The sequence below is a fragment of the Nocardioides agri genome (assembly GCF_013778305.1).
GTDB lineage: Bacteria > Actinomycetota > Actinomycetes > Propionibacteriales > Nocardioidaceae > Nocardioides > Nocardioides agri.
On sequence record NZ_JACEIC010000002.1, the window covers coordinates 420258 to 446691 of the forward strand.

At 72.5% G+C, this 26434-nt stretch carries 27 protein-coding genes; 11 read left to right on the top strand and 16 right to left on the bottom strand.

What is annotated here, in order from left to right:
• Window positions 1-59 precede the first annotated feature (59 nt).
• Together HZF07_RS06510 and HZF07_RS06515 are read left to right on the top strand one after the other, a co-directional pair.
• Window positions 60-1211 carry a sensor histidine kinase gene (locus HZF07_RS06510; RefSeq protein ID WP_181644869.1) on the top strand — a complete coding sequence of 384 codons (1152 nt, stop codon included), beginning with the start codon at window positions 60-62 and terminating at the stop codon, window positions 1209-1211.
• On the top strand, window positions 1148-1804 hold the full coding sequence (locus tag HZF07_RS06515; RefSeq protein WP_181644870.1) for a LuxR C-terminal-related transcriptional regulator: 657 nt from the start codon (window positions 1148-1150) through the stop codon (window positions 1802-1804). The genes HZF07_RS06510 and HZF07_RS06515 overlap by 64 nt, the downstream gene beginning before the upstream one ends.
• On the opposite strand, the gene ptsP is transcribed toward HZF07_RS06515, so the two are convergent.
• Window positions 1805-3484, bottom strand: a complete 1680-nt coding sequence (gene ptsP, locus HZF07_RS06520) for a phosphoenolpyruvate--protein phosphotransferase (protein WP_157340318.1) — start codon at window positions 3482-3484, stop codon at window positions 1805-1807. It abuts the gene before it with no gap.
• Between the two features lie 101 nt (window positions 3485-3585).
• Here ptsP and HZF07_RS06525 point away from each other — a divergent pair, with 101 nt between their 5' ends.
• From HZF07_RS06525 to HZF07_RS06540, 4 genes are read left to right on the top strand one after another with little or no spacing between them, the layout of a single operon-like run.
• Complete coding sequence (locus HZF07_RS06525; RefSeq protein WP_157344657.1) at window positions 3586-4353, top strand: DeoR/GlpR family DNA-binding transcription regulator; 768 nt, start codon at window positions 3586-3588, stop codon at window positions 4351-4353.
• Window positions 4350-5324, top strand: a complete 975-nt coding sequence (locus tag HZF07_RS06530; protein WP_157340320.1) for a 1-phosphofructokinase family hexose kinase — start codon at window positions 4350-4352, stop codon at window positions 5322-5324. The genes HZF07_RS06525 and HZF07_RS06530 overlap by 4 nt, the downstream gene beginning before the upstream one ends.
• A gap of 1 nt (window position 5325) precedes the next feature.
• Window positions 5326-7398 carry a PTS fructose transporter subunit IIABC gene (locus HZF07_RS06535; RefSeq protein ID WP_157340322.1) on the top strand — a complete coding sequence of 691 codons (2073 nt, stop codon included), beginning with the start codon at window positions 5326-5328 and terminating at the stop codon, window positions 7396-7398.
• Between the two features lie 10 nt (window positions 7399-7408).
• Window positions 7409-7666: an HPr family phosphocarrier protein gene (locus HZF07_RS06540; RefSeq protein WP_157340324.1), complete on the top strand. Its 258-nt coding sequence runs from the start codon at window positions 7409-7411 to the stop codon at window positions 7664-7666.
• Here HZF07_RS06540 and HZF07_RS06545 read toward each other — a convergent pair.
• The 6 genes from HZF07_RS06545 to HZF07_RS06570 form a co-directional block, all read right to left on the bottom strand.
• Window positions 7663-8631 carry a hypothetical protein gene (locus tag HZF07_RS06545; RefSeq protein ID WP_157340326.1) on the bottom strand — a complete coding sequence of 323 codons (969 nt, stop codon included), beginning with the start codon at window positions 8629-8631 and terminating at the stop codon, window positions 7663-7665. The genes HZF07_RS06540 and HZF07_RS06545 overlap by 4 nt on opposite strands.
• Complete coding sequence (locus HZF07_RS06550) at window positions 8628-9563, bottom strand: bifunctional riboflavin kinase/FAD synthetase (RefSeq protein WP_181644871.1); 936 nt, start codon at window positions 9561-9563, stop codon at window positions 8628-8630. The genes HZF07_RS06545 and HZF07_RS06550 overlap by 4 nt, the downstream gene beginning before the upstream one ends.
• Window positions 9564-9585: 22 nt before the next feature.
• Window positions 9586-10449: a tRNA pseudouridine(55) synthase TruB gene (gene truB / locus HZF07_RS06555; protein WP_157340328.1), complete on the bottom strand. Its 864-nt coding sequence runs from the start codon at window positions 10447-10449 to the stop codon at window positions 9586-9588.
• Window positions 10442-10906 carry a 30S ribosome-binding factor RbfA gene (gene rbfA / locus HZF07_RS06560; RefSeq protein WP_157340330.1) on the bottom strand — a complete coding sequence of 155 codons (465 nt, stop codon included), beginning with the start codon at window positions 10904-10906 and terminating at the stop codon, window positions 10442-10444. Before rbfA ends, truB begins: the two co-directional genes overlap by 8 nt.
• Window positions 10907-11021: 115 nt before the next feature.
• Window positions 11022-13847 (bottom strand): translation initiation factor IF-2, encoded by a 2826-nt coding sequence (gene infB / locus HZF07_RS06565; RefSeq protein ID WP_181644872.1) that lies wholly within the window; start codon window positions 13845-13847, stop codon window positions 11022-11024.
• Window positions 13848-13970: 123 nt separating this feature from the next.
• A complete protein-coding gene (locus HZF07_RS06570) occupies window positions 13971-14330 on the bottom strand; it encodes a YlxR family protein (RefSeq protein WP_157340332.1) in 360 nt (119 codons plus the stop codon).
• Between the two features lie 35 nt (window positions 14331-14365).
• On the opposite strand from HZF07_RS06570, the gene HZF07_RS06575 reads away from it, so the two are divergent.
• Both HZF07_RS06575 and HZF07_RS06580 read left to right on the top strand, forming a co-directional pair.
• Window positions 14366-15118, top strand: a complete 753-nt coding sequence (locus HZF07_RS06575; protein ID WP_309504603.1) for a glycoside hydrolase family 16 protein — start codon at window positions 14366-14368, stop codon at window positions 15116-15118.
• A 20-nt stretch (window positions 15119-15138) separates the two neighbouring features.
• Window positions 15139-15861 (top strand): alpha/beta hydrolase, encoded by a 723-nt coding sequence (locus HZF07_RS06580; protein WP_157340336.1) that lies wholly within the window; start codon window positions 15139-15141, stop codon window positions 15859-15861.
• On the opposite strand, the gene HZF07_RS06585 is transcribed toward HZF07_RS06580, so the two are convergent.
• The 3 genes from HZF07_RS06585 to rimP are packed head-to-tail and all read right to left on the bottom strand — an operon-like array spanning window position 15851 to window position 18081.
• On the bottom strand, window positions 15851-16609 hold the full coding sequence (locus HZF07_RS06585) for an acyl-CoA thioester hydrolase/BAAT C-terminal domain-containing protein (protein ID WP_181644873.1): 759 nt from the start codon (window positions 16607-16609) through the stop codon (window positions 15851-15853). The two genes, HZF07_RS06580 and HZF07_RS06585, sit on opposite strands and share 11 nt — an antisense overlap.
• A complete protein-coding gene (nusA, locus tag HZF07_RS06590) occupies window positions 16610-17587 on the bottom strand; it encodes a transcription termination factor NusA (RefSeq protein WP_157340338.1) in 978 nt (325 codons plus the stop codon).
• Window positions 17587-18081 (bottom strand): ribosome maturation factor RimP, encoded by a 495-nt coding sequence (gene rimP / locus HZF07_RS06595; RefSeq protein ID WP_181644874.1) that lies wholly within the window; start codon window positions 18079-18081, stop codon window positions 17587-17589. Before rimP ends, nusA begins: the two co-directional genes overlap by 1 nt.
• 75 nt (window positions 18082-18156) lie before the next feature.
• Here rimP and HZF07_RS06600 point away from each other — a divergent pair, with 75 nt between their 5' ends.
• Window positions 18157-18573: a hypothetical protein gene (locus tag HZF07_RS06600; protein WP_157340342.1), complete on the top strand. Its 417-nt coding sequence runs from the start codon at window positions 18157-18159 to the stop codon at window positions 18571-18573.
• On the top strand, window positions 18570-19004 hold the full coding sequence (locus HZF07_RS06605) for a ferritin-like domain-containing protein (protein ID WP_157340344.1): 435 nt from the start codon (window positions 18570-18572) through the stop codon (window positions 19002-19004). Before HZF07_RS06600 ends, HZF07_RS06605 begins: the two co-directional genes overlap by 4 nt.
• Window positions 19005-19152: 148 nt before the next feature.
• Here the strand turns inward: HZF07_RS06605 and HZF07_RS06610 are convergent, their stop codons facing one another.
• The 4 genes from HZF07_RS06610 to HZF07_RS06625 all read right to left on the bottom strand — a co-directional run bounded on the left by HZF07_RS06610 (window position 19153) and on the right by HZF07_RS06625 (window position 23220).
• Entirely contained in the window at window positions 19153-19860 is a 708-nt protein-coding gene (locus HZF07_RS06610; protein ID WP_157340346.1) for an HAD family hydrolase, read from the bottom strand.
• Window positions 19857-21629, bottom strand: a complete 1773-nt coding sequence (locus HZF07_RS06615) for a proline--tRNA ligase (RefSeq protein WP_157340348.1) — start codon at window positions 21627-21629, stop codon at window positions 19857-19859. Before HZF07_RS06615 ends, HZF07_RS06610 begins: the two co-directional genes overlap by 4 nt.
• A 239-nt stretch (window positions 21630-21868) precedes the next feature.
• Entirely contained in the window at window positions 21869-22651 is a 783-nt protein-coding gene (locus HZF07_RS06620) for a hypothetical protein (RefSeq protein ID WP_157340350.1), read from the bottom strand.
• Window positions 22648-23220: a DUF6318 family protein gene (locus HZF07_RS06625; protein WP_181644875.1), complete on the bottom strand. Its 573-nt coding sequence runs from the start codon at window positions 23218-23220 to the stop codon at window positions 22648-22650. Before HZF07_RS06625 ends, HZF07_RS06620 begins: the two co-directional genes overlap by 4 nt.
• Before the next feature lie 53 nt (window positions 23221-23273).
• Between HZF07_RS06625 and HZF07_RS06630 the strand changes: the two genes are divergently transcribed.
• Window positions 23274-24287, top strand: a complete 1014-nt coding sequence (locus tag HZF07_RS06630; protein WP_198346341.1) for a hypothetical protein — start codon at window positions 23274-23276, stop codon at window positions 24285-24287.
• A 77-nt stretch (window positions 24288-24364) separates the two neighbouring features.
• Here HZF07_RS06630 and HZF07_RS06635 read toward each other — a convergent pair whose 3' ends face one another.
• Together HZF07_RS06635 and ispG are read right to left on the bottom strand one after the other, a co-directional pair.
• Window positions 24365-25213, bottom strand: a complete 849-nt coding sequence (locus HZF07_RS06635; protein WP_181644876.1) for a GNAT family N-acetyltransferase — start codon at window positions 25211-25213, stop codon at window positions 24365-24367.
• 49 nt (window positions 25214-25262) lie between these two features.
• Window positions 25263-26414, bottom strand: coding sequence for a flavodoxin-dependent (E)-4-hydroxy-3-methylbut-2-enyl-diphosphate synthase (ispG, locus tag HZF07_RS06640; RefSeq protein ID WP_157340354.1), 1152 nt, complete (start codon window positions 26412-26414; stop codon window positions 25263-25265).
• Between the last annotated feature and the right edge of the window lie 20 nt (window positions 26415-26434).

A 26434-nucleotide genomic window follows, 5' to 3' on the forward strand; every position in this document is an offset into this window, starting at 1 on the left:
CCGACCGGGGTGGTGCCAGCACCACTGCGCGGGTCGGGTCGGCCCGAGAGGATGGGGTCGTGGATCGCCTTCGCCTGACCGGGTACGCCGTCGCCCAGTTCGTCCTCGCCATCGTGCTCATCGTGCTGCTGGTGCTCTGGGTGGTCGGTGGCGTGCTGGTGATCGTCTGGGTCGGGCTGGGCATCCTGGCGGGCTGCCTGGTCGCGACCCGCTGGATCGCGAACCTGCACCGCGAGATGGCGGCCCGGACGCTGGGCGAGCCGATCCCGGTCCCCTACCGACCGCTGCCCCCGGGCGGGTTCTTCCAGAAGGCGCACGTCGTGGTGGCCGACCCGATGACCTGGCGCGACCTCGCGTGGCTGATCGTCGCGCCGGTGGTCGGCATCGTGGTGTCGCTGACCGTGATCGTGCTGCTGCTCGGCATCGTCACGGGCTTCATCTGGTGGTTCGCGACGCCGCCGCTGATGCGGGCGCGGGCGATGTTCGACCGGTACTTCCTCGCCTACAGCCGCACCGAGCGGCTCGAGCAGCGGGTGCACGACCTGACCGAGAGCCGCGCCGACGTCGTGGACCACTCGGCCGCGGAGCTGCGCCGGCTCGAGCGCGACCTGCACGACGGCGCCCAGGCCCGCCTGGTCGCGCTGTCGATGAACCTCGGCATGGCCGACGCCGCATTCGACGAGGACCCCGAGGGTGCGCGCAGGCTCGTGCAGGACGCGCGGGCGACGACCGCGGCGGCGATCGGCGACCTGCGCTCGGTGGTGCGCGGCATCCACCCACCGGTGCTGGCCGACCGCGGTCTCGGCGGCGCGGTCCAGGCGATCGCGCTGGACATGGCCGTGCCCGTGGACGTCGACGTGCGCCTCCCGGGACGCCCGCCCGCCCCGGTCGAGTCGGCGGCCTACTTCGGCATCGCCGAGTGCCTGGCCAACATCGGCAAGCACGCCGAGGCGCAGCACGCCTGGATCACGCTCACCCACGAGGACGGCCGGCTGCGGGCGGTCGTCGGTGACGACGGGCGCGGCGGCGCCGACGCCGACGCGGGGACCGGCATGCTGGGGGTCATGCGCCGGCTGGCGGCGTTCGACGGCACGATGTCCGTGTCGAGCCCGGCCGGCGGCCCGACCCTGGTGACCCTGGAGGTTCCGTGCAGCCTGGAGAGCTCAAGCTCGTCCTCGCCGAGGACCACGCCCTCCTCCGCGCCGGACTGATCCAGCTGCTCGAGGGCAACGGCTTCACGATCCTGCACGCGGTCGACAACGCCCCCGCACTCGACCACGCGCTGCTCGACCCCGAGGCCGACGCCGCCGTGCTCGACGTACGCCTCCCACCGACGCAGACCGACGAGGGCCTCCGGGCCGCGATCGCGGTCCGCGAGGCCCGACCGGGGTTCCCGGTGATGGTGCTCAGCCAGTACGTCGAGCAGCTCTATGCCCGCGAGCTGCTGGCCAGCGGCGTCGGGTCGGTCGGCTACCTGCTCAAGGACCGGGTCTCCGACGTCGCCGAGTTCGTCGACGGCGTACGCCGGGTCGCAGCGGGTGGCACGGTCCTCGACCCCGAGGTCGTCGCGACCGTGATGTCCCGCCGGCGCGACGAGCCGCTCGACCGGCTCACGGCGCGCGAGCGCGAGGTGCTCGGGCTGATGGCGGAGGGCCGCTCCAACGCTGCGGTCGCGGCCCACCTGCACGTCACCGAGAAGGCCGTCGCCAAGCACATCAACAGCATCTTCGTGAAGCTCGACCTGCCGCTCGACGACGACGACCACCGGCGGGTGCGGGCAGTGCTGGCCTGGCTGCGGGTCTGATCAGCCGAGCAGCGCCCGCACCGCGTCGCGCGCGGCGAGCGGGTCGGACGCGGCGAGCGCGGCCTCGGCGGCCTCCTCGCAGTCGTGCGACGACGCCCGCGCGAGCTGCGCGCCGACGGGGCGTACGGCGGCCGCGGCCATCGACAGCGACGTGATGCCCATGCCGACCAGCACGCAGGCCAGCAGCGGGTCGGCGGCGGCCTCGCCGCACACGCCGACCGGCTTGCCGGCGCGGCGCCCCGCCTCGGCGGTGATCGCGATCAGCTGCAGCACGGCGGGCTGCCAGGCGTCGGTGAGGTGCGCGAGGTCGGTCGCCATCCGGTCCGCCGCCATCGTGTACTGGGTGAGGTCGTTGGTGCCGATCGAGAGGAAGTCGACGACCTCGAGCATCCGGTGCGCGAGCAGGGCCGCGCTCGGCACCTCCACCATCACGCCGGGCCGCAGCCCACGGGAGCGCACCTTGTCCGCGAACTCCGCCGCCTCGGCGACCGTCGCGACCATCGGCGCCATCACCCACGCCTCGGTGCCGGTCGACGCCGCCGCCCGCTGCACCGCGTCGAGCTGGCGGTCGAGCAGCCCGGGGTTGTCGAAGGACAGTCGCAGGCCGCGGACGCCGAGCGCGGGGTTCTCCTCGCCCTCGTGCGTCGCGAACGCGACCGGCTTGTCCGAGCCCGCGTCGAGGGTGCGTACGACGACGTACCGGTCGCCGCCGAAGGGCGCCAGCACCTCGGCGTAGATGCTCGCCTGCTCGTCGACGCTCGGCTCGTCCTGGCGGTTGAGGAAGCACAGCTCCGTGCGGAACAGGCCGACGCCCTGCACGGGAGCGTCCGCCGCCGAACGCGACGACGCGCCGTCGGCGACGTTGGCGAGGACCTTGACCGGGCGGCCGTCGGCGGTCCGACCCGGCCCGCTCCACGAGGCCAGGGCGGCACGAGCGGCGGCGTCCGCGGCGACCCGCTCCCGGGCGACCTGCTCGTCGGGGGCCGTCTCGACGGTGCCGGCGGTGCCGTCGACGAGGAGCGCGGTGCCGGGGAGGACCGTCATCGCGCCGGTCACGCCGACCACGCACGGGATGCCGAGCTGGCGGGCGATGATCGCGGTGTGGCTGGTCGGGCCGCCCCGCTCGGTCACGAGCGCGGCCACGAGCGCCGGGTCGAGGCCGGCGGTGTCGGCAGGCGCGAGGTCCTCGGCGACCAGCACGCTCGGCGCCTCCGGCACCCCGACGCCGGGCTCGGGCTCGCCCACCAGGTGGGCGGTGATCCGCAGCCCGATGTCGCGCAGGTCGGTGACCCGCTCGGCCATGAGCCCGCCCATGCCGGTGAAGACGGTGACGAACTGGTCGACACCCGCCTGCACCGACTCGAGCAGGCCCTCACCCGCACGCAGGTGCTTGCGGACCGCGCCACGCAGCCCCTTGTCGCGGGCCAGCCCCGCACTCGCGGTCAGCACCTTCGTGGCGTCGCCGGTCACGGCGGCGGCCTTGCGGAGGAAGCCGTCGGACACCGCCTGGGCGGCCTCGTCGTACGCCACGAGCGCAGCGTCGGGGTCGGCGTAGGCAGCGCTGTCGAAGCGTGCGAGCGCCTCGGGCGAGACCTCGGCGCGCACCACGAGGGCGGGGGCGAACGCCACGCCGGGGACGACGGGCGTGCCCCGGAGGAGCGGGACTGAGCTGGTGACCATGGACACAAGTGAACAGCCTGAGGCCTTGACAGTCAACACATTCGGGCGTAAAACAACACATACACAGATTCACCAACCGAGTCACAGGAGGGTCGATGAGCATGTACGCCGAGGAGCGTCAGCAGGCCATGGCGCAGCTCGTCGTCGATCGCGGCCGCGTGTCGGTGAACCAGATCGCCGAGCAGTTCGACGTCACGACCGAGACCGTGCGCCGCGACCTCTCCGCGCTCGAGCGGATCGGCCTGGTCCGCCGGGTGCACGGGGGCGCCGTGCCCGCGTCCGCGCTCGCCGTGATCGAGGCCGGGCTCGGCGAGCGCGACCGGTCGAACACCGAGGCGAAGGACCGGATCGCCGACGCGGCGCTCGACCTCCTCCCGGCCGCGGACGGGACCGTGCTGCTCGACGCCGGCTCCACGACCGGGCGGCTGGCCCGGCAGCTCCCGCGCGACCTCCGGGTCACCGTCGTCACGCACGCGGTCCCGGTCGCCGCCAGGCTGGCCGGCAGCCCCAACGTCGACCTGCACCTGCTCCCCGGACGTGTCCGGCCGGCCACGCAGGCGGCGGTCGGCGCGGACACCGTGGTCGCGCTCGACCGGATCCGCGCCGACGTCGCCTTCCTCGGCACCAACGGCCTGAGCATCGGCCACGGGCTGTCGACCCCGGACCGCGACGAGGCCGCGACCAAGCGCGCGATGGTCAGCGCCGCCCGTCGCGTCGTGTGCCTCGCCGACTCGAGCAAGGTCGGCACCGAGGCGCCCATCCGGTTCGCCGAGCTCGGCGAGGTCGACGTGCTGGTCACGGACGCCGGCATCGCCGACGCCGACCGTCGCGCCCTGGAGCGCGCCGGCGTCGAGGTCGTGGTCGCATGATCCTCACCCTGACCCCCAACCCGAGCCACGACCGCACGGCCGCGCTCGGCGGCGTGCTCGAGCGAGGCGCGGTGATCCGCGTCGAGTCGGTGACCTCCCAGGCCGGCGGCAAGGGCGTCAACATCTCCCGCGCCGCGGTCTCCGCCGGCATCCCGTCGGTCGCGGTGCTCCCCGCCGACCCCGACGACCCGTTCGTGCACGAGCTGCTGACCGCCGGCATCGACTGCCGCCCGGTGCCGACGACCGGCGCGGTGCGGATCAACCTGACGATCAGCGAGCCCGACGGCACCACCACCAAGCTCAACAGCCCCGGCCCGACGGTCAGCCCCGACGTGCTCGCGGCGCTGACCGAGTCGCTGCGCGTCCGGGCCGGCAGCGCCCGCTGGGTGGTGCTCGCGGGCTCGCTGCCGCCGGGCGCGCCCGTCGGGTGGTACGCCGAGCTCGTGGCCGTGCTGCGGACCACCGGTGCCCGGATCGCCGTCGACACCAGCGACGGCCCCCTCCGGGCGCTCGTCGACGGCCTCGACGTGGCCGCACCGCACCTGATGAAGCCGAACGGCGAGGAGCTCGCGTCCCTGACCGGTGACCTGGCCGGCGGCCTGAGCGGCGACGCCCTCGAGGCGGACCCGGTCGCTGCCGCCCGAGCCGCCGCGGTCCTCGTCGACCGCGGGGTCGAGAGCGTGCTCGCCACGCTCGGTCCGCACGGCGCCGTCCTCGTCAACGCCGACGGCGCCTGGCACGCCGTACCCCCGGCCACCACCGTGGTCAGCACGGTCGGCGCCGGCGACTCCAGCCTCTTCGGCTACCTCCTGGGGGACCTGCGCCAGCACGACCCCGCCCACCGACTCGCGCTCGCCGTCGCCTACGGCGCTGCCGCCGCCGGACTACCCGGCACGACCATTCCGCAACCTCATCAGGTACGCCCCGAGCTCGTCACGGTGCGCGCCCTCGACCTCACCCCGGGAGGGTGACATGACCGACCTCATCAACGCGGGGCTGGTGCGCCTCGACGCCGACCTCGGCTCCGACAAGCACGACGTGATCCGGGCGCTCGCGCGGGTCGTCGGCGACGCCGGCCGCGCGACCGACGTGGACCAGCTCGTCGAGGACGCGTTCGCCCGCGAGGCGACGTCCGCGACCGGACTGCCCGGCGGCATCGCGATCCCCCACTGCCGGACGGCAGGGGTCGCCGAGCCGGTGCTCGCCTTCGCCCGGCTCACCCCCGCGGTGGACTTCGGCGCCAAGGACGGCCCCGCCGACATCGTGTTCCTGATCTGCGCACCGGCCGGTGGCGACAACACCCACCTCCAGCTGCTGACCAAGCTGGCCCGGTCCCTGGTGAAGCCGGCGTTCACCGACGCGCTGCGCAGCGCGCAGACGCCCGAGGAGGTGGCCGAGCTGGTCACGGACGTGGTGGGCTCCACTCCCCCGGCGGCGGCCGCCGCCGCTCCCGCGGCACCCGCGGCCCGTCGCCGCCTGGTCGCCGTCACTGCCTGCCCGACCGGGATCGCACACACCTACATGGCCGCCGAGGCCCTCGAGGCCGCCGCCGAGCGCGCCGGGGTCGACCTGGCCGTCGAGACGCAGGGGTCGGCCGGCGCGAAGCCGCTGACCAAGGACACGATCACGCAGGCGGAGGCCGTGATCTTCGCGGTCGACGTCGGTGTGCGCGACCGGAGCCGGTTCGCCGGCAAGCCGCTGGTCTCCTCGGGCGTGAAGCGCCCGTTCGACCAAGCCGACCAGATGATCGCCGAGGCGCTCGCGGCCGTCGACGACCCGAACGCCGCTCGTGTCGAGGGCACCGGCGGCGGTGCGGGCGACGGGGCCGGCGACTCCACGGGCGGCTCCGGCGAGAGCTGGGGCGGACGCACCCGCCGCGTGCTGATGACCGGCGTGTCCTACATGATCCCGTTCGTCGCGGCCGGCGGCCTGCTGATCGCGCTGTCGTTCCTCCTGGGCGGCTACGAGATCGTCGGGCCGTACGGCGACATCGCGGTCAACAACTCGATCTTCGACCTGCCCGACCCGCAGGCGCTCGGTCTGGAGCACGCGCTGTTCGGCTCCGGCCTCGCCGCCTACATCGGCGCGCTCTTCTTCATCATCGGCAAGACCGCCTTCATGCTGTTCATCCCTGCGCTGGCCGGCTACATCGCCTACGCGATCGCCGACCGGCCCGGCATCGCACCCGGCTTCGTGATGGGTGGCCTGGCCGGCAACATCTTCAACGTGCAGACCTCCGCCGACCCGCCGGTCGCGATGCCCGTCACCGGCTTCATCGGCGCGATCATCGGCGGCGTCCTCGCCGGACTCGTCGCCCACTGGATCGGTGGCTGGAAGGTGCCGACCTGGGCGCGCGGCCTGATGCCGGTGATGGTGATCCCGCTCTTCACCTCGATCATCGTCGGCCTGCTGATGATCATCGTCTTCGGCCGGCCGATCGCCTGGCTGATGGACCAACTGACCGAGGGCCTCAACAACCTCAGCGGCGGCTCGGCGGTCATCCTCGGCGTGATCCTCGGCCTGATGATGGCCTTCGACATGGGCGGCCCGCTCAACAAGGTGGCCTACAGCTTCGCCGCGGCCGGCGTCGGCGCCGCGGGCGCGGCGAGCGACTCCCCGGAGCTGAAGATCATGGCCGCGGTGATGCTCGCCGGCATGGTGCCCCCGCTGGCGCTCGCCCTGGCGACCGTGCTGCGACCGCGCCTGTTCACGACCGCCGAGGACGAGAACGGCAAGGCGGGCTGGGCGCTCGGACTGTCGTTCATCACCGAGGGCGCCATCCCCTTCGCCGCGGCCGACCCGTTCCGCGTGATCCCGGCGATCATGCTGGGCTCGGCCGTCACCGGCGGGCTGTCGATGGCGCTGGACGTCGCGGTGCGGGCCCCGCACGGCGGCATCTTCGTGCTCTTCGCGGTGCACAACATCCTCGGCTACTTCATCGCGCTGATCGCCGGCACCGTCGTCGGTGCGGTCGCGGTGATCGCGCTCAAGTCCTTCGGTCGCACCCCGGCCGAGTCCACCGATCCCGCGCTCGTCGCGGTCTGAGGAGAAACCCATGCCCAGCAAGACCGTCATCGTCGGCTCGTCCGTCGGCCTGCACGCCCGCCCCGCCCAGATCATCGCCGAGGCGGTGGAGGAGCTCGACGTGGAGGTGCTGCTCGGCATCCCCGGCGACGAGCCGGTCGACGCCAGCTCGTCGCTGCTGATCATGACCCTGGGCGCCGGCCCCGGCGACCAGGTCGAGGTCAGCAGCGACGACCAGGCCGCGCTCGACGCGATCGCCGCCCTGGTCGAGAAGGACCTGGACGCCTAGCGGTTGCGCAGCGCCAGGTAGACCGCGCGGACGCCGACGGCCCGCTCCAGCTCGCGCATCACGCTGCCGAAGAACTGCTCGCGGTAGGCCTCGTCGGTCACCGTCGACACGGTCAGGTAGAGCCCCGAGAACGACGCGAGGAACGCCGAGACCTGCACCAGCGCCCGCGACGGGCTGAACGGGTTCGGCGTCTGCCACCCCTCCATCACGGTGTCGGTCATGATCAGCGTGCCGAACAGCATGAGGAAGGCGAAGACCGACAGCGACAGCAGCACCACCTGGACGAACTGGACGATCACCAGCACGAGGATGAGGTTCCAGCGCTCGTAGCCGGTCACCTCGGCGTACGACGCGGGGTCGGCGTCGGGGTCCTCGACGAGGTCCCGGCACGCCTCGGCGAGCGGGGTCTTGGCGCAGGTGCGGAGCAGGAACGCGTCGTCGACCTCGTCGTCGGCGCGGTCCACCTCCTCGGGGAGCCGCACGAACAGGAAGCCGACCGCGAGGGTGGCGAAGAGCAGCACCACCAGCCAGAGCGACCCGACGGTCAGGTTGCCGCCCACCTGCCACATCTCGGTGTTGATGAAGAGGAACGCGATCGCGAGCAGCAGCAGCGGGAGCGCCCTCGTGGCCATGGGCAGCAGCAGCCGCAGGCTGCCCGAGGTGCGGCTGAGCGCCCAGCCGACGATCGGGCGGGCCCTCAGGGCGGTCAGGGCGTACCAGAGCGCGGCGAGCAGCACGATCGCCAGCAGCACCGCGGGACCGGCGCTGATCTCGTCGGAGAACCACGCCAGCGCGACACCGGCCGCCACGGCGACGGCGCCGACCCCGACCAGCAGCGGGAGGGTGCGACCCGGCCGGAGCGCGGCGCGGACGGCGGCCCGCTCGTCGGGCACGAAGTAGGGCAGCCCGTGCCGGTGGAACCAGACCTCGGCTGCCGCCAGCGGCTCGGTGGGCTCCGGCGTCATCGGCCCAGCAGCTCGCGGGCCCGGTCGACGTCGTCCTTCATCTGCTCGATCAGGGCGTCGACGGAGTCGAAGGCCACCATGCCGCGCAGCCGGTCGACGAAGCTGACCTCGACCTCCACGCCGTACAGCTCCAGGTCGGTGCGGTCGAGCACGTAGGTCTCCACCCGGCGGTAGCGCACCCCGTCGAAGGTGGGGTTGGTGCCCACGCTGATCGCGGCGGGGAAGACCTCGCCGGTGTCGAGGCGGCGCAGCCGGCCGGCGTACACCCCGTCGGGCGGCACGGCGGTCAGCGCGTCGGTGGGCACGTTGGCGGTCGGGTAGCCGAGCTCGCGGCCGCGCTTGTCGCCCTCCACGACGACGCCGCGGACGGAGTAGGGCCGGCCGAGCGCCTCGGCGGCGCCGGCGACGTCGCCGGCGGCCAGGCTCATCCGGACGTACGTCGAGGACCACACCTGCGGGCCGCCGTCGAGCGGGATCCCCTCGGCGGTGAAGCCGTGCCGCTCCCCCAGCTCGCGCAGGGTCGCGACGTCACCGGCGGCCCGGTTGCCGAACCGGAAGTTCGCGCCGACCACGACGGCGCCGGCGCGCAGGCTGCCGACGAGCACGCGCTGGACGAACTCCTCCGGGCTCCACGACGCCACGCCGCGGTCGAAGGGCATCGCGAGCACGGCATCCGCGCCGGCGTCGCCGAGCAGCTCGGCACGCACCTCGAGCGAGGTGAGCGTCGTCGGCGCGTGCTCGGGTCGCAGCACCGCCATCGGGTGCGGGTCGAAGGTGACCGCCACGACCGTCAGGTCACGCTGGTCGGCGATCTCCCTGGCGCGTGCGACGACGTGCCGGTGGCCGAGGTGCACGCCGTCGAAGTTGCCGATGACGACGGCGGTGGGGCCGAGGTCGGCCGGCACGTCGTCGAGGGAACGCCAGATCAACACGCGCGAAGACTATCGAGAGGGCTCAGCCGGTGAAGACGGCGACCGCCCGCGCACGACCGTCGCGGGGCTCGTAGAGGGCCAGGAACTCGCCGTCGGGAGCGAACACCGCGGTCAGCGCCGCCAGCTCCAGGTCGAGCGCCCGACCGACCCGGACGTCGCCGGCCTGCTGGTCGTCGAGGTCCACGGCCGGGAACGCCGCCCGTGCGGCGGCTGCGATCGGCAGCAGCGCGAAGCCGTCGCCGAGCTCGTCGAGGGTGCGGGCGCTCGCGAGGTCGTAGGGGCCGACCGCCGTCCGCCGCAGCGCGGTCAGGTGGCCGCCGACGCCGAGCCGCGCGCCGAGGTCGCGCGCGATCGCCCGGATGTAGGTGCCGCTGGTGCAGCGGACCGAGACGTCGAGCTCGGTGCTGTCGGAGAGGCGCACGTCGGTGACCTCCAGCTCGTGCACGGTGACCGGCCGGGCCGTCAGCTCGACCTCCTCGCCGTCCCGGACCCGCTGGTAGGCGCGCTTGCCGTCGACCTTGATCGCCGAGACCGCCGTCGGCACCTGGAGCAGGTCGCCGACGAACTCCGCGGCCGCCGCCCGGATCGTCGCCTCGTCGACACCGTCGGTCGTCGCGGTCGCGACGACCTCGCCCTCGGCGTCGTCGGTCGTGGTCGCGACCCCGAGCCGGATCGTCGCGTCGTACGCCTTGTCGGTGAGCATCAGGTGGCCCAGCAAGCGGGTGGCGCGGTTGACGCCGAGCACGAGCACGCCGGTCGCCATCGGGTCCAGCGTGCCCGCGTGGCCCACCTTGCGGGTGCCGGCGAGCCGGCGCACCCGCGAGACGACGTCGTGCGAGGTCATGCCTCCGGACTTGTCGACGACGACCAGCCCGGACTCACTCATCGTCGAGGTCGGTGTCCTCGTCGTCCCCGGCCTCGCGGGGCTTCTTGTACGGGTCCGGCTCGCCGGCGTACGCCGAGCCGCGGCGGGCCGCGACGGCCTCGTCCTGCTCCTTGGCCCGGGCCAGCACCTCGTCGAGGTGCCGGGCGGTCTCCGGCAGCGCGTCGGCCACGAAGGTCAGGGACGGCGCGTGCCGCATGCCGAGCTGCTTGGCGACCTCAGAGCGGAGCAGGCCCTTGGCCGACTCCAGCGCGGCCGCGGTCGCGGCCAGCGCCGCCTCGTCGTCCCCGGTGGAGTCCAGCACGGTGTAGAAGATCGTGGCCTGCTGCGAGTCGCCGGTCAGCCGGACGTCGGTGATGGTCACGAAGCCGAGGCGCGGGTCCTTGATCCGACGCTCGAGCATCTCCGCGACGATGACCTGGATCCGGTCGGCGATCTTGCGAACGCGTGGGCTGCTCATGGTTCCTTCTTACTCCTGTCCACGCCGACTCGGCGCGTCTTGCTCGCCAGGAAAGGCCGAGTCGGCGCTAGTTGCCAGCAGAGCTGACGGCAACTAGCGCCGACTCGCGGTGACATCAGCTGCGCGGGATCTCGCGCATCTCGAACGCCTCGATGACGTCGCCTTCCTTGATGTCCTGGAAGTTGCGCAGCACCAGACCACACTCGAAGCCCTCGCGGACCTCGGAGGCGTCGTCCTTCTCGCGCTTGAGCGACGCCAGGTCCAGGTTGTCCGCCACGACGGAGCCGTCGCGGATGACGCGGACCTTGGCGTTGCGCCGGATCACGCCGCTGGTGACCATGCAACCGGCGATGTTGCCGATCTTGGACGAGCGGAAGATCGCGCGGATCTCCGCCTGGCCAAGGGTCGACTCCTCGAACTCCGGCTTGAGCATGCCCTTGAGCGCGGCCTCGATCTCCTCGATGGCCTGGTAGATGACGGTGTAGTACCGGATCTCCACGCCCTCGCGGTCGGCCAGCTCCGTCGCCTTGCCCTGCGGGCGGACGTTGAAGCCGATGATGATCGCGTCGGAGGCAGCGGCCAGGTCGACGTTGGTCTCGGTGATCGCACCGACACCGCGGTCGATGACCCGCAGGCTGACCTCGTCGCCGACGTCGATCTTCGCCAGCGCGTCCTCGAGCGCCTCGACCGAACCGGACACGTCGCCCTTGAGGATGAGGTTGAGCTCCTGGCTCTCGCCCTTCTCCATGGAGGCCATGAAGTCCTCGAGGGTACGGCGCACGCGGCGCTTGGCCTGCATGGCCGCCCGCTCGCGGGCCTCACGCTTCTCGGCGATCTGGCGCGCCATCCGGTCGTCCTCGACGACGATGAAGTTCTGGCCAGCGCCGGGGACGGCGCTCAGACCCAGGACCATCGCCGGGCGGGACGGGCCCGCCTCGGTGAGCTCGTTGCCGAACTCGTCGAGCATCGCGCGGACGCGGCCGTGCGCCGGGCCGGCGACGATCGAGTCGCCGACGTGGAGCGTGCCGCGCTGCACCAGGACGGTCGCGACCGGGCCGCGGCCACGGTCGAGGTGCGCCTCGATGACCAGACCCTGCGCCTCGCGCTCCGCGTTGGCGCGGAGGTCCAGCGACGCGTCGGCCGTCAGCACGATCGCCTCGAGCAGCTTGTCGAGGTTGAGCCCGGACTTGGCCGAGACGTCGACGAACATCGCGTCGCCGCCGTACTCCTCGGGCACCAGGCCGTACTCGGTCAGCTGGCCACGGACCTTGGTCGGGTCCGCGTCCGGCTTGTCGATCTTGTTGACCGCGACCACGATCGGGACGCCGGCCGCCTTGGCGTGGTTGAGCGCCTCGACGGTCTGCGGCATCACGCCGTCGTCGGCCGCGACCACGAGGACCGCGATGTCCGAGGACTGCGAACCACGGGCACGCATGGCGGTGAACGCCTCGTGACCCGGGGTGTCGATGAACGTGATGCGACGGTCGGCGCCGTCGACCTCGGTGTGCACCTGGTAGGCACCGATGTGCTGGGTGATGCCACCGGCCTCGCCCGCGACGACGTTGGCGTTGCGCAGCGCGTCGAGGAGCTTGGTCTTGCCGTGGTCGACGTGACCCATGACGGTGACGACCGGAGGCCGGGCCTCGAGGTCCTCGTCGGCGGTGTCCTCGTCGTCGCCGAACTCGATGTCGAAGGACTCGAGCAGCTCGCGGTCCTCGTCCTCCGGGGACACGACCTGGACGACGTAGTTGAGCTCCTCACCGAGCAGCTCGAGGGTCTCGTCGTTGACGGACTCGGTCGCGGTGACCATCTCGCCGAGGCTGAAGAGCATCTGCACCAGCGAGGCGGCGTCGACGTTGATCTTCTCGGCGAAGTCGGTCAGCGAGGCGCCACGCGGCAGGCGCACGGTCTCGCCGTTGCCCTTGCGGACGCGGATGCCACCGATGGTCGGGGCCTCCATGGCCTCGAACTCCTGGCGACGCGCCCGCTTGGACTTGCGGCCGCGGCGCGACGGACCACCGGGGCGACCGAAGGCACCCTGGGTCTGGCCACGCTGGCCGGGACGACCGCCGCCACCAGGGCGACCACCGCCGGCGGGGCCGAAGCCACCGCCACCCGGACGACCAGGAGCACCGGCACCGGCGCCCTGACCACCACGGCCCGGAGCGCCCGCACGACCGGGAGCGCCACCGCGGCCCGGAGCACCGGGGCGACCCGGTCCACTGGCGCGGCCGCCGGGGCCCGAGCCGAACGCGGCCGGGGACTTCGGCATCATCGCCGGGTTGGGGCGCGGCATGCCGGGACGACCCGGTGCACCGCCGGCCGGCGGACGCGGCGGACGGCTGTCGCCGCCGGGGGTCGCCGGGGCCGGACGGCCCGGGGCGGGCTGGCGGCCCATGCCCTGGCTGGACGCGAACGGGTTGTTGCCCGGGCGCGGAGCGCCGGGCTTGCCGACCGGCTTGGGCGCGGGCGACTTGGGGGCAGCCGGTGCGGCGGACGCAGCAGCGGCGGGGGCCTCGGGCTCGGCCGGCGGGGCCGGCGGCTCCTCGGCCTTGGGGGCCGGCTTCGGGCCGGGCTTGGGAGCGGCCGGCCGCTCCGCGGCGGGAGCAGCCTCGGCCGGAGCAGCCTCGACGGGCGCAGCCTCGGCGGCCGGCGCCTCGACGGGCGCAGCCTCCTCGACCGGCGCGGCAGGGGCCGCCTTCTTCGCCGGGGCCTTCTTGGCGGGCGCCTTCGCGGGCGCCTCAGCGGCAGGTGCGGCGCCGCCGGCCATGTCGGCCTTCAGCTTGTCGCCGTACTCCTTGCGGAACCGCATCTCCGCCGGCAGCTCGACGGTCGAGCTCGCCGACTTGACGAACTCCCCCATCTCCTTGAACTTCTCGAGAACGAACTTGCTCTCGACTCCGAACTCCTTGGCGAGTTCGTGAACTCGGGTCTTAGCCACGCTTCTCCTTCTGGCCTCGATCCGTGTCCACGGGTTTGCTCGAGACCGTTAGTGGTTGTGCACGCTCATCGCGAAGTACTCATCGAGTGCTCATGAGCTGGTGCTCCAGTTTCTGTCGGTCGGTCAGGTTTGTTCGGCGCGGGCCGATAGGTACTCGCCGAGCGATGTGCTGGCCAGCCCCGCCCCTGCCCCCGCTCCAGAACTCTGGAACCGGAGGGCCCGGGCGAACGCTCGCCGGCGCACCGCGAGCTCGTAGCACTCGGGCGTGGGGTGCAGGTGCGCCCCGCGGCCAGGTGCGGTGGCAGTCGGATCGGGCACCACGGCCGGGTGGCCGTCTGCGTCCGTGCCGACGGTCACCCGCAGCAGCTCGCTCTTCGCGGCCCGCGTCCGACACCCGACGCACGTCCGGACAGGACCCGGGCATGCAGAGGAGATGTGTTCACGCGCCACTGACGACAACCCTACCGCGCCGGGGCCACTCATATCGAACCGGGGCGCCGCGGCCGTACCGTCGTCGCGTGCCGTTCGTGGAGGACTTCGCCGGATCTGACCTGGACCGCACGACCTGGCTGCCGTCGTACCTGCCGGTCTGGAGCTCGACCGCCGCCAGCGCCGCCACCTACGCCGTATCCAACGGGCGGTTGGTGCTGCGCATTCCCCCCGAACAGGGGCTGTGGTGCGCGGGCGACCACGAGCCGCCGCTGCGGGTGTCGGGGATCCAGTCCGGGGCGTACTCCGGTCCGGTGGGCAGCACCCGCGGCCAGCAGCGGTTCCGCGAGGGTCAGGTGGTGCGCGAGGCGCAGCCGCGCTTCGAGGGTTGGCTGCCCGCCGGGCGCGTCGAGGTGCGCTGCGCGATGACGGTCTCGCCGCGGTCGATGGCGGCGCTGTGGCTCTCCGGGTTCGAGGACGACCCAGCGCAGGAGCAGTGCGGCGAGCTGTGCGTCGTCGAGGTGTTCGGCAAGGACGTCGACCCGGGCCGCTCGGCGGAGGTCGGCGTCGGCATCAAGCCCTTCCGCGATCCGGCCCTGCACCAGGACTTCGCCGCGCCGCGGCTGCCGATCGACGTCGCCGCCTTCCACACCTACGCCGTCGAGTGGGACGCCTCGGCGGCGGTCTTCACCGTCGACGGCGAGGAGGTACGCCGGTGCGCCCGGCCGCCGACCTATCCGATGCAGGTGATGGTCGGGGTGTTCGACTTCCCCGGGTGGTCGGCCGGCGACGACGACCACCTGGTGCCCGAGCTCGAGGTGGACTGGATCCGCGGGCGCTAGCCGGGGGCTAGGGTGCGGCGGTGCTCGCCACCTTGCTCGCCCCGGTCACCCGTCGGCTCGTCTACCCGAGCGGGGAGACCCGGATCGCCGCGACCGAGACCGACTACGCGCTCACCGTCGCCGGCGCCGAGCTGCGCGGCTGGGTCGTCAACCCCGGACAAGCGCGGGCGCTGGTCTACTTCGGCGGCAACGGAGAGCCGCTCGACTGGCTGCGCCCGGTGCTCGCCGACCGGTTCCCCGCACACACGAGCTACCTGATCGCCTACCGCGGGTACGGCGCCAGCGGCGGTCGGCCCAGCCAGGCGGCCCTGACCGCGGACGCACTCGCCCTGGTCGACCACGCCGCCGAGCGGCACCCGGACGCGCCGGTCGACGTCATCGGCCGGAGCCTCGGCAGTGGCGTCGCCATGCAGGTCGCCGCTCGGCGCCCGATCGAGCGCCTGGTGCTGGTGACCCCGTTCGACAGCCTCGCGGGGGCGGCCGCGGACCTCTTCCCGCGGCTGCCGATGCGCCGGCTGGTCGCCGACGCGTGGGACTCGACCGCAGTGGCCGCGCGGGTGTCGGCCCGGATCCTGGTGCTGCGCGCCGGCCGGGACGAGCTGGTGCGGCCGCCGCGCACCGACGCGCTGCTGCGCTCGCTGCGTCCGGACACCCGGGTCGTCGACCTCCCGGAGGCCGACCACGCCGACATCGCGGCGGACCCGGCCTCCTGGAGGGCCGTGGAGGACTTCCTCAGCCGCTGAGCAGCCGCCGCACGTGCGGCCACAGCAGGCGTCCCAGCGCGGCGTCCGCCTCGGGCGTGCCGCCGTGGGCCAGGTGGGACGGCGCCGGCGGGGTCTCCCCCGGCAGCACCACCCGGTGGCCGGCCTCGGGGTGGCTGACCAGCGTGGTCGGCAGCCCGGCCGCCGCGCGCCGACGTACGACGGCCTCGGCGAACTCGACCGAGGGCCACAAGCGGTCGTCGCCGCCGGCCACCACCACGACCTCGCCGGCGATCCGCTCGACCGGGATGCGCGCGGCGGGGACCCGGTCCGCGTACGCCGCGAGGCAGTGCTCGTAGTGCTCGAGATACTCCGGCGGGTCGGTCTCGGCCACCCACGCGTCGTCGTACGGGACGAACGGCAGCGGCTCGCCGCCGCTGGTCCAGGAGGAGCGCTGCGGCCGGGCCTCCCCCAGCGCCGCCCAGACGACGTCACTCGGCGAGATCGCCACGACGGCGTCGATCTCGGGGTGCCGCGCCCCCAGCAGCAGCGCCGCCTCGGCGCCGCGGGAGGTGCCGAGCACGACCAACCGGTCGCAGCGCTCGTGGAGCAGCGCGAGCGGCTCGTCGAACGACTCCAGCGGCAGCCGGTCGAGCACCTCGCCGAACCAGCGGTACGACGCGGCCGTGGCGCCCGCCTCGGCCAGCACCCGGCAGCGGTCGACCTCGACCCGGCCGCTGGAGCCCGAGAGCACCAGCACCCCGGTCGGGCCGTCGCCGACGAGGTGCACTCAGGCCTCGGTCTCGGCCTCGTCCGAGCGGATGTCGATCCGCCAACCGGTGAGGCGCGCGGCAAGGCGGGCGTTCTGGCCCTCCTTGCCGATCGCGAGCGAGAGCTGGAAGTCAGGGACCACGACGCGCGCCGACCGCGCCTCGGCGTCAACGACCTCGACCGAGGTGACCCGCGCCGGGGAAAGGGCGTGCGCGACGAGCTGAGCGGCGTCCTCGGACCAGTCGACGATGTCGATCTTCTCGCCGTGCAGCTCGGACATCACGTTGCGCACCCGCGAGCCCATCGGGCCGATGCAGGCGCCCTTCGCGTTGACGCCGGGGATGGTCGAGTGCACCGCGATCTTGGTGCGGTGGCCGGCCTCGCGGGCGATCGCCGCGATCTCGACGGTGCCGTCGGCGATCTCCGGGACCTCGAGCGCGAAGAGCTTCTTGACGAGGTTGGGGTGCGAGCGCGACAGCGTGACCTGCGGGCCGCGCATGCCCTTGCGCACCGACACGACCAGGCACTTGATGCGGGTGCCGTGGTCGTAGCGCTCGCCCGGGACCCGCTCGCTGACCGGCAGCATCGCCTCGAGCTTGCCGAGGTCGACCAGCACGTCGTCGGGGTTGCGCCCCTGCTGGATGATCCCCGAGATGACGTCGCCCTCCTTGCCGGCGAACTCGCCGAACCGGATGTCGTCCTCGGCGTCGCGCAGCCGCTGGAGCATGATCTGCTTCGCGGTCGTCGCCGCGATCCGGCCGAAGCCCTGCGGCGTGTCCTCGAACTCGCCGACGGTGTTGCCCTCGTCGTCGAGCTCCGCGGCGAGCACGGTGACGTGCCCGCTCTTGCGGTCCAGCTCGACCCGCGCCTTCTCGTGGGCGCCCGGCGTCTTGTGGTAGGCCGTCAGGAGGGCCTGCTCGATCGCCTCCACGAGGACGTCGAAGGAGATCTCCTTCTCCCGCTCCAGCATCCGCAGGATGCTCATGTCGATGTCCATCAGGCCTCCTCCTCGTTCTCAGCCGCTGCGCGGTTGAACTCCACCTGCACCAGCGCCTTCGCGACGTCGCCGTACGCCACCTCGCGGCGGGCTCCGTCGACCTCGAGGGTCGCCGCTGCATCGTCGGAGCCGACGAGGCGGCCGGTGACGCTGTCGCCGTCGGCGAAGGTCACCTTCACCAGCCGGCCCTCGTTGCGGCGCCAGTGGCGCGGCAGGGTCAGCGGGCGGTCGACACCCCGGGAGGTCACCTCGAGCGTGTAGGGCTGCTCGCCCATCACCTCGGAGCCGTCGAGCACCCGGTTGACCTCGCGCGTCGCGTCCGCGACGTCGTCGAGGGTCACGCCCCCGTCCCTGTCGACGGCGACGCGCAGCACCCGCCGCTTGCCGGCGGGGGTGATCTCGACGGCCTCGATGTCGAGGCCCAGGGCGCGCAGGGGGTCGACGAGCTCTCTCTCGATCTGCTCCCGGATGGCGTCCTGCCTGGCACTGCTCACGGGTCGGCGACCTCCTTGTGCTGTTGTTGATCGTCCACGATAGCGGCTCGCCAACCCGGGGATAGGGTCGGCGCCGTGCTGGTACTGACACGTCGTACGACGCTCGCCCTCGGCGCCTCCGGGCTGATGGGCGTCGCGGCGTGCGGCGCCGAGCGTGAGGTCGCCCCGGCGGGGGCTCCGCAGGACGCAACGAGCGACGACGCGCTGGTCGACGAGGTCGTGGCCCAGATCACCGCGGTGGCCGCCGTGGCGGCGAACGTCACACGGTTGATCGCCATGCACGCCGCCCATCTCACGGCTCTCGACGCCGCGGCGCCCGCCGTGACGACGTCGGCGGCGACCGGTCCGGAGGTGCGCGCCGCCGAGCGGGAGCACCAGCGCTACCTGGTCGACGCCGCGCTGCGCGCCGAGAGCGGCCCGCTCGCCCGCCTGCTGGCCTCGATGTCCGCCGCGGTGTCCCAGCAGCTCGCCGTGCCCGGGAGGCTCGCATGACCGACGTCGACGCACTCCAGACCACCCTCGCGGCCGAGCACGCCGCCGTGTGGGTCTACGGGCTGCTCGGCGGCCGGACCTCCGCGAGCGCGACCCCCGAGCTCTACCGGTCCGTCTCCGCGGCGTACGCCGCCCATCGGGGCCGGCGCGACCAACTCGTCCGGATCCTCTCCGAGCGCGGCGAGACGCCGGTCGCGTCCGACCCGGCGTACGAGGTCAGCGCGCCGGTGACCGGGCCGGACCGGGCGCGCGCCGTGGCGCTGGAGACCGAGCAAGCGTGCGCCGCGACGTACGCGTGGCTGGTGGCCAACGCCGTGGCCGGGGAGCGGCAGTGGGCGATCGGGGCCCTGAACGAAGCAGCGGTCCGCGAACTCGCCTTCCGGGGAACTCCCGAGATGTTCCCCGGAGCCGGCGAGTACGCGGACCGCTGAGGCCCGATCGAGCCATGAGCGATGACAGCCGGGATGTGGGGGGACTGGCAGTCTTCGCTCGTGCAAAAGTCTGCAACAGGCTGCGGCTGAGCGCGAGGAAGAGCCGACCTCACGTTTCTGCATTGCACAAAGGTGCAGAAGATGGCGGTCAGTGCCAGCGCGCGAGCACGTCCGGGATCTCCGACAGCCGGTGCACGGTCGCGTCCGGGACGCCCTCGCTGTGGCCGACCTGCTCGGCGGGGATGACGCTGTGCGGGACGTGGATGGCCCGCAGCCCGGCGTTCTGGGCGCCCCAGACGTCGTCGAAGAGCCGGTCGCCGACGTACACGCACCGCGCCGGGTCGTCGACGCCGACCGCGGCCATGGCGGCGCGGAACGCGTCCGGGGACGGCTTCGTCCACGGCACCTCGCTCGTGTAGACGTCGCCGTCGATCAGGTGGGCGACGCCGTCGCGGCGGAACCAGCCCTCGTGCCAGGCGCGCGGCCAGATCGTGTTGGAGAGCACGCCGACCTTGATGCCGTCGGCACGGAGCGCCTCCCACAGGGGTCCGACCTCGGGGTCGGTGAGCGTGTGCGGCTCCCAGAACTCGTAGTACGCCGTGAGGAGCTCGGGATCGTGCTCGAGCCCGGCCGCGGTGAAGAGGTCGGCGACGGTCGCGCTCTGCTGGTGGTCGCGGGAGCGACCCCAGATGGCCTGGTTGGCCTCGTGGAGGCGCGCCTGCGAGACCTCGACGGGGTGGTCCACGTTGACGACCGCCTGCGCGAGCGCGAGCGACTCCGCGTGGAAGTCGATGTCGTGCCAGGCGGTGAGGGTGCCGCCCCAGTCGAAGATGACGGCGTCGACGCCCGCTGTCATGCCTTGACGATGCGCACGACGCGGTCGACGAGGTGGTCGGCGGGGACGTCCTCGCGGGTCCCCGTCGCGCGGTCCTTGACCTCGATGGTGCCCTCGGCGAGCCCCTTGCCGACCACGACGATCGTCGGGACGCCGATCAGCTCGGCGTCCTTGAACTTCACGCCGGGGCTGACCTTGCCGGCGCGGTCGTCGTAGAGGACCGTGACGCCCTTCTTGTCGAGCTCGTGGGCGATCCGCTCGGCGGCGGCGAAGATCGCCTCCTCCTTGCCGGCGGCGACGAGGTGGACGTCGGCCGGGGCGACCTCGCGCGGCCAGGAGAGGCCGAGCTCGTCGTGGGTGCCCTCGGCGATCGCGGCGACCGCGCGGGACGGTCCGATGCCGTAGGAGCCCATGGTGACGGTGACGAGCTTGCCGTTCTCGTCGAGCACCTTGAGGTCGAGCGCCTCGGCGTACTTGCGGCCGAGCTGGAAGATGTGGCCCATCTCGATGCCGCGCGCGGTCTCGAGGACGCCGCCGTCACCGCGCGGGCAGGGGTCGCCGTCACGGACCTCGGCGACCTCGATGGTGCCGTCGGCGGAGAAGTCGCGACCGGCGACCAGGTCGATGACGTGGCTGCCGGCGACGTCGGCGCCGGTCACCCAGCGGGTCCCCTCGACGACGCGCGGGTCGACCAGGTAGCGGACGCCGGCGGGCTTCTTCTCCCCCAGCGCGCCGGGGCCGATGTAGCCCTTGGCGAGCGTCGGCTGGGCTGCGAAGTCCTCGTCGCCGAACGGCGCGAACACGACGCCCTCGCCGAGGTGCGCCTCGAGCCGCTTGTCGTCGACCTCGCGGTCACCGGGGAGCCCCACGGCCAGCGCCTCGGTGGTGCCGTCGGGGTGGCGCACGGTGAAGAGGACGTTCTTGAGCGTGTCGGCGGCCGTCCAGGGCCGGTCGTCGCGGGCGAACCTCTCGTTGAGGTGGTCGACGAGCGTCTCGATCGTCGGCGTGTCCGGCGTCTGCTCGGCGTGGGCGGCGGGCACGTCGTCGTACGGCACCGGCGCGATCGGGGGCACGTGCACGGCCTCGACGTTGGCGGCGTAGTCGCAGAGCGAGCAGCGGACGTAGGTGTCCTCGCCGACGCTCGCCTTGGCCAGGAACTCCTCGGACTTCGAGCCACCCATGGCGCCCGACATCGCCTCGACGATCGCGTACTCGAAGCCGAGCCGGTCGAAGATGCGGATGTAGGCGTCGCGGTGCTTGTTGTAGCTCACGTCGAGTCCGGCGTCGTCGACGTCGAAGGAGTAGGAGTCCTTCATGATGAACTCGCGGCCGCGCAGCAGGCCCGCCCGGGGCCGCGCCTCGTCGCGGTACTTCGTCTGGATCTGGTAGATCGAGAGCGGCAGGTCCTTGTAGGAGCTGTAGAGGTCCTTGACGACGAGGGTGAACATCTCCTCGTGCGTGGGGCCGAGCAGGTAGTCGGCGCCCTTGCGGTCCTGCAGGCGGAAGATGCCGTCGCCGTACTCGGTCCACCGGTTGGTGGCCTCGTAGGGCTCGCGCGGCAGCAGCGCCGGGAAGCTGAGCTCCTGCGCACCGATCGCGTCCATCTCCTCGCGGATGATGTCCTCGATCTTGCGCAGCACCTTCAGCCCCAGCGGCAGCCACGTGTAGATGCCGGGCGCCGCGCGCCGGATGTAGCCCGCTCGCACCAGCAGGCGGTGCGACGGCACCTCGGCGTCCGCCGGGTCCTCCCGCAGGGTCCGCACGAACAGCCTCGACATCCGCATGATCATGGCGGAAGGCTACTTGTGGGCCTCCCCGTGCTGCGAACCAGTAACTGGTTCGGGGGTTGTGGATGACGGGGGCGGCCTCCGGCGGCGAGGAGGCAGGCTGCTCGGCGTGGTCGACCTCGATGAGCTGGTGACGTCCGTCGAGTGTGGGGTCAGTCCACCGAATGCCCACTGCCAGGATCAGTCCGGAGATCTTGGTCTACCTGGTGGATCAAGATCTCCGGAATAGCCGCTCCCCTGGCTCAACCGCCAACGAGCACCGGTCGGGCCTCCACCACGCGCAGCGCCTGCGGGCTCCCCGGGATCGTCACCGTGCCCACCACGTCGCGCCACGGACCACCGTCCACGCGGAACTGCGCCGCGTAGGTGGTGTCCACGCTCGGCGCCACCCGGCCCTTTCGCAGGTACTCGTGGGTGATCTCCAGGTCTGGGTACGCCGCCCCGGGCTCTGTGCTCTGCAGGGTCTGGCCGTCCCCGAAGCGCCATGTGAAGCTCGCCGGCCAGATCCGCAGCTCCACCTGACGGCCCAGCAAGGTCACCGTCCGGTGGAGCTCGCCCTGCTCGGTGTAGAAGTTCGTCTCGAAGTTGACCAGCGTGCGGCCGTTGGGTGGCTGGATCGTCAGCGGTGCTTCGGGCAGCGGGATGCGGCGGAAGGCGGCGGCGACAACGCCGGGGGTGATAGCGGAACCCGGGCCTGATCCGTCGGCAGGGCAATTGTCGCCGCCCTCTAGCACCGCGCCGCTTTCGGTCAAGAAGGTGGTGTACGTCATCGGCGTGCCGTCCTGGCAGGTAGCCACTTCACCGCAGGTTTGCGCGCCGCCGATCGCACACGACGTCGTTTCCAGCGTTTGCACGATCGGGTCGTCGTCCCCTTGAGACACGACCGTTACCGAGCTCGGGGTCGATTCGGTCCACGACGCCAAGAGTCCACTTTCGCCGGGCTTTACGCCACCCCCATCGTCAGCCGCTTGGACGGGATCTGCAGCGAACAGCAGCAGCCCAATGAGGAGCAGTACCGTCCTCATCGGAAGCTCATGGTCCGCACGACCCACGATCCTTCGCTCGGCTGCAGGTACATGCGAATTGCACGCTGGCCGCCTGCGTAGTGCTCATCGTGCTCGGTTCCGGACGCGTCAACGTCCTGGGGTGTCAGCGCGACGGTGCAGTCAACAATGGCCCACCATTCACCCTGCAGGTTGGTGAACCTCGTCTCGATGTGAGTTGGTTTCCCGTCACCACCGTCAATCGTGCCCCCGTCGGAGTAGACACTCTTGATGAACTCAATGCCGTTGTCACAGTTGACGCACTTTGTGCTCAGTCGGCTTAGGTCTTCTACGTCGCCCGTTGCCTGCGCGAAATTGACCGTCTCCCAGTAGAACTTCACAAACGCCTCAGCAGCGGCGGCATCGGTCCCCTTCGCCGCCTGGGGCATCTCGGGCGGGGTGGGGTCAGAGGCCCCAGTCGTCGACTGCGACTCCGGCGGCTCGGATGAGGGCGGGGCGAACTTGGGCTCTGGGTCGTCGTCGGTGCACCCAGCCAGGCCGAGCGCCGACACGAGGACGAGAGCGGTGAGGACCGCCCGAGCACGGTTCACGGCACCGATCATTCCCCGCCCCGCGCGCGAGCGAAACAGCCGAGGAAGCACCTGTGGATGACGACTCCGAGCAGGCTCACATGCGGGCAAGATCGCCGACCATGATCGCTGGGACGCCCGTGCTCGACCTCGACGAAGTGCTGCACATTCAGTGCGGCGTGGTCGCTCGCCATCAGCTACTCGCCGTTGGCGCCCAGCCCCACGACATCGCGCGAATGGTCCGCCAGCGGGCACTCGCCCGGATCCACCCCGGGGTGTACGTCGACCACACGGGGCCGCCGACGTGGCGCCAGCGCGCGTGGGCCGCCTGCCTCTACCACTGGCCAGCGGCCCTGGCGGGTCCGTCGGCGCTCCGTGCGGTTGTCGGCCCGGGATGGCGGTACCACGACGACGCTGGCCCCATCTATGTGGCGATAGACGAGTGCCGGCGCTGCGCGGTCCTGCCCGGGCATCGGTTGCGCCGGGTCACCGGCTTGGACGATCTCGTCCTCTGGAGCGGATCGCCACCGCGCATGAAGCTCGAGGAGGCCGCACTCGACGCTGCCCTCGCCCGGCCGGACGAGTGGGGCCGGGTCGCGCTGTTGGCCGACGTGTGCCAGTCCCGGCGAACCACCGCCGAGCGCATCCTCGACGCGCTCGAGACCCGCAGCCGGGTCCGCGACCGTGCGTGGCTGGCCAGCGTGCTGACCGACATCGCTGCTGGGACGTGTTCCACCCTCGAGCACGGCTACCTCACCCGCGTCGAGCGGCCACACGGCCTCCCATCGTCGATCCGGCAGCGGCACGACAGCTCCGGGCTCGGACCGGTCCGTCACGACGTCGACTACGCGCCGTTTCCGCTGGTGGTGGAGCTCGACGGTCGGCTCTTCCACGACACGGCCATGCAGCGGGACCGCGACCTCGACCGGGACCTCGACCTCGCCACCGGCGGCCGCAGGTGCGTTCGCCTCGGCTGGGGGCAGGTCTTCAGCCGCCCGTGCCGCACGGCCGCCCGCATCGGCATCCTGTTGGCCGCGGCGGGCTGGCCGGGCTCTCCCCGGCGCTGCGGACCGGGCTGCACCGTCTAGTCCGGAGATCTTGATCTACGTGATGCATCAAGATCTCCGACGTGATCTCGTCCCGGCCGAGGCCGGCCCCAGGAGGTTCAGTACATGACCGTGGCGAAGCGCGTGCTCTCGCGGAACCCAACCTTCTGGTAGACCGCGCGGGCGGAGGTGTTCCACTCGTTGACGTAGAGCGACACGGTGGGGGCGATCTCGCGCCGCACGATCTCGACCACCCCGGCCATTCCGGCGGTGGCGAGGCCCGTGCCGCGGCACTCGGGCGGCACGTAGACGCCCTGGATCTGGGCGGCGTACGGCGTGGCGCAGGCGACCTCGGCCTTGAAGAGCAGGCGCCCGCGGTCGTCGAAGCGGGCGAACGACCAGCCGCGGCTCACCAGCTGGGCGACCCGGGCGCGGTAGAGCTCGCCGCCGCCGTTGGCCTCGGGCGAGACGCCGACCTCCTCGGTGTACATCGCGACGCAGGCGGGGTAGAGCTCGTTGAGGTCGCGCCGGGTCGTCCGGCGCACCAGGGGGTCCGGGGTGACCTGCGGCGGGGCGCTGATCTCGAGGTGCGGCTGCTCCCAGCGCTTCTCGCGCGGCCGACCCCAGCTCGCGGCGACGCCGTTCCAGAACACGCGTACGGCGTCCTGCGGCCCGACGATCGTCGAGACGGTGCGGCCCCGGGCCATCGCGCGCTCGGCGAAGACCGCCGCGTCCTCGGGGCCGGCCTGGACGGGGACCAGGTTCGCGCCCACGTGGCAGGCCGCGGCCAGCTCACCGCCCTCGAACCGGCCCCACATCTCCCCGCCGAGCCAGCGCGGCTCGAGGTTGGTGGTGCTGGCGCGGTAGTCCGCGAAGACGTTCACGACCGGGTCGCGGCGCGCCAGCTCCAGGAAGGCAGCCAGGTCCGCGGCGCCGAGCGGGCGTACGCCGTGGCGGGTCGTGAGCACGCGGTGAGCCTAGATCAGAAACCCGACGGCAGGCGATGGCATCGACAGGTCAGGACACCGACACGTGGGCCGACGCTCCGTCGACCGACTCCATGCCCTCCGCGATCCGCATGGCCTCCTCGATCAGGGTCTCCACGATCTGCGACTCGGGCACGGTCTTGATGACCTCGCCCTTGACGAAGATCTGCCCCTTGCCGTTGCCGGACGCGACCCCGAGGTCGGCCTCGCGGGCCTCGCCCGGGCCGTTGACGACGCAGCCCATGACCGCGACGCGCAGCGGCACCTCGAGCCCGTCGAGGCCGGCGGTGACCTGCTCGGCGAGCGTGTAGACGTCGACCTGGGCACGGCCGCAGGAGGGGCAGGAGACGATCTCGAGCCGGCGCGGCCGCAGGTTGAGCGACTCCAGGATCTGGAGGCCGACCTTGACCTCCTCGACCGGCGGCGCGGACAGCGAGACCCGGATCGTGTCGCCGATGCCCTTCGACAGTAGGGCACCGAACGCCGTCGCCGACTTGATGGTGCCCTGGAACGCCGGGCCCGCCTCGGTGACGCCGAGGTGCAGCGGCCAGTCGCCCCGCTCGGCGAGCATCTCGTAGGCGCGCACCATCACGACCGGGTCGTTGTGCTTGACCGAGATCTTGAAGTCGTGGAAGTCGTGCTCCTCGAAGAGGCTCGCCTCCCAGACCGCCGACTCGACGAGCGCCTCGGGCGTCGCCTTGCCGTACTTCTCGAGCAGCCGCTTGTCGAGCGAGCCCGCGTTGACGCCGATCCGGATCGAGGTGCCGCGGTCCTTGGCGGCCCGGGCGATCTCCTTGATCTGGTCGTCGAACTTCTTGATGTTGCCGGGGTTGACGCGTACGGCGGCGCAGCCGGCGTCGATGGCGGCGAAGACGTACTTGGGCTGGAAGTGGATGTCGGCGATCACCGGGATCTGCGACTTGCGCGCGATGTCCGGCAGCGCCTCGGCATCGTCGGCCGACGGGCACGCCACGCGCACGATGTCGCAGCCGGAGGCGGTCAGCTCGGCGATCTGCTGGAGGGTCCGGTTGACGTCGGAGGTCAGCGTGGTCGTCATGGACTGCACCGAGATCGGGTGGTCGCTGCCGACGCCGACGCTCCCGACCTGGATCTGGCGCGTCTTCCGGCGGGGAGCGAGCACCGGCGGCGGGGCCGCGGGCATGCCCAGGCTGATCTCGGTCATGCCTCGATCCTAGGCGGCGA

Excerpts from the sequence above, each read along its gene's own strand:
- HZF07_RS06605 (WP_157340344.1), top strand. The coding sequence starts at position 18,570 with ATGACCGACGTCGACGCACTCCAGACCACCCTCGCGGCCGAGCACGCC.
- HZF07_RS06540 (WP_157340324.1), top strand. The coding sequence starts at position 7,409 with ATGCCCAGCAAGACCGTCATCGTCGGCTCGTCCGTCGGCCTGCACGCC.
- HZF07_RS06535 (WP_157340322.1), top strand. The coding sequence starts at position 5,326 with ATGACCGACCTCATCAACGCGGGGCTGGTGCGCCTCGACGCCGACCTC.
- HZF07_RS06570 (WP_157340332.1), bottom strand. The coding sequence starts at position 14,330 with ATGAGTGGCCCCGGCGCGGTAGGGTTGTCGTCAGTGGCGCGTGAACAC.
- truB (WP_157340328.1), bottom strand. The coding sequence starts at position 10,449 with ATGAGTGAGTCCGGGCTGGTCGTCGTCGACAAGTCCGGAGGCATGACC.
- rbfA (WP_157340330.1), bottom strand. The coding sequence starts at position 10,906 with ATGAGCAGCCCACGCGTTCGCAAGATCGCCGACCGGATCCAGGTCATC.
- HZF07_RS06610 (WP_157340346.1), bottom strand. The coding sequence starts at position 19,860 with ATGACAGCGGGCGTCGACGCCGTCATCTTCGACTGGGGCGGCACCCTC.
- ispG (WP_157340354.1), bottom strand. The coding sequence starts at position 26,414 with ATGACCGAGATCAGCCTGGGCATGCCCGCGGCCCCGCCGCCGGTGCTC.
- ptsP (WP_157340318.1), bottom strand. The coding sequence starts at position 3,484 with ATGGTCACCAGCTCAGTCCCGCTCCTCCGGGGCACGCCCGTCGTCCCC.
- nusA (WP_157340338.1), bottom strand. The coding sequence starts at position 17,587 with ATGGACATCGACATGAGCATCCTGCGGATGCTGGAGCGGGAGAAGGAG.
- HZF07_RS06545 (WP_157340326.1), bottom strand. The coding sequence starts at position 8,631 with ATGACGCCGGAGCCCACCGAGCCGCTGGCGGCAGCCGAGGTCTGGTTC.
- HZF07_RS06615 (WP_157340348.1), bottom strand. The coding sequence starts at position 21,629 with ATGATCATGCGGATGTCGAGGCTGTTCGTGCGGACCCTGCGGGAGGAC.
- HZF07_RS06620 (WP_157340350.1), bottom strand. The coding sequence starts at position 22,651 with ATGAGGACGGTACTGCTCCTCATTGGGCTGCTGCTGTTCGCTGCAGAT.
- HZF07_RS06525 (WP_157344657.1), top strand. The coding sequence starts at position 3,586 with ATGTACGCCGAGGAGCGTCAGCAGGCCATGGCGCAGCTCGTCGTCGAT.
- HZF07_RS06530 (WP_157340320.1), top strand. The coding sequence starts at position 4,350 with ATGATCCTCACCCTGACCCCCAACCCGAGCCACGACCGCACGGCCGCG.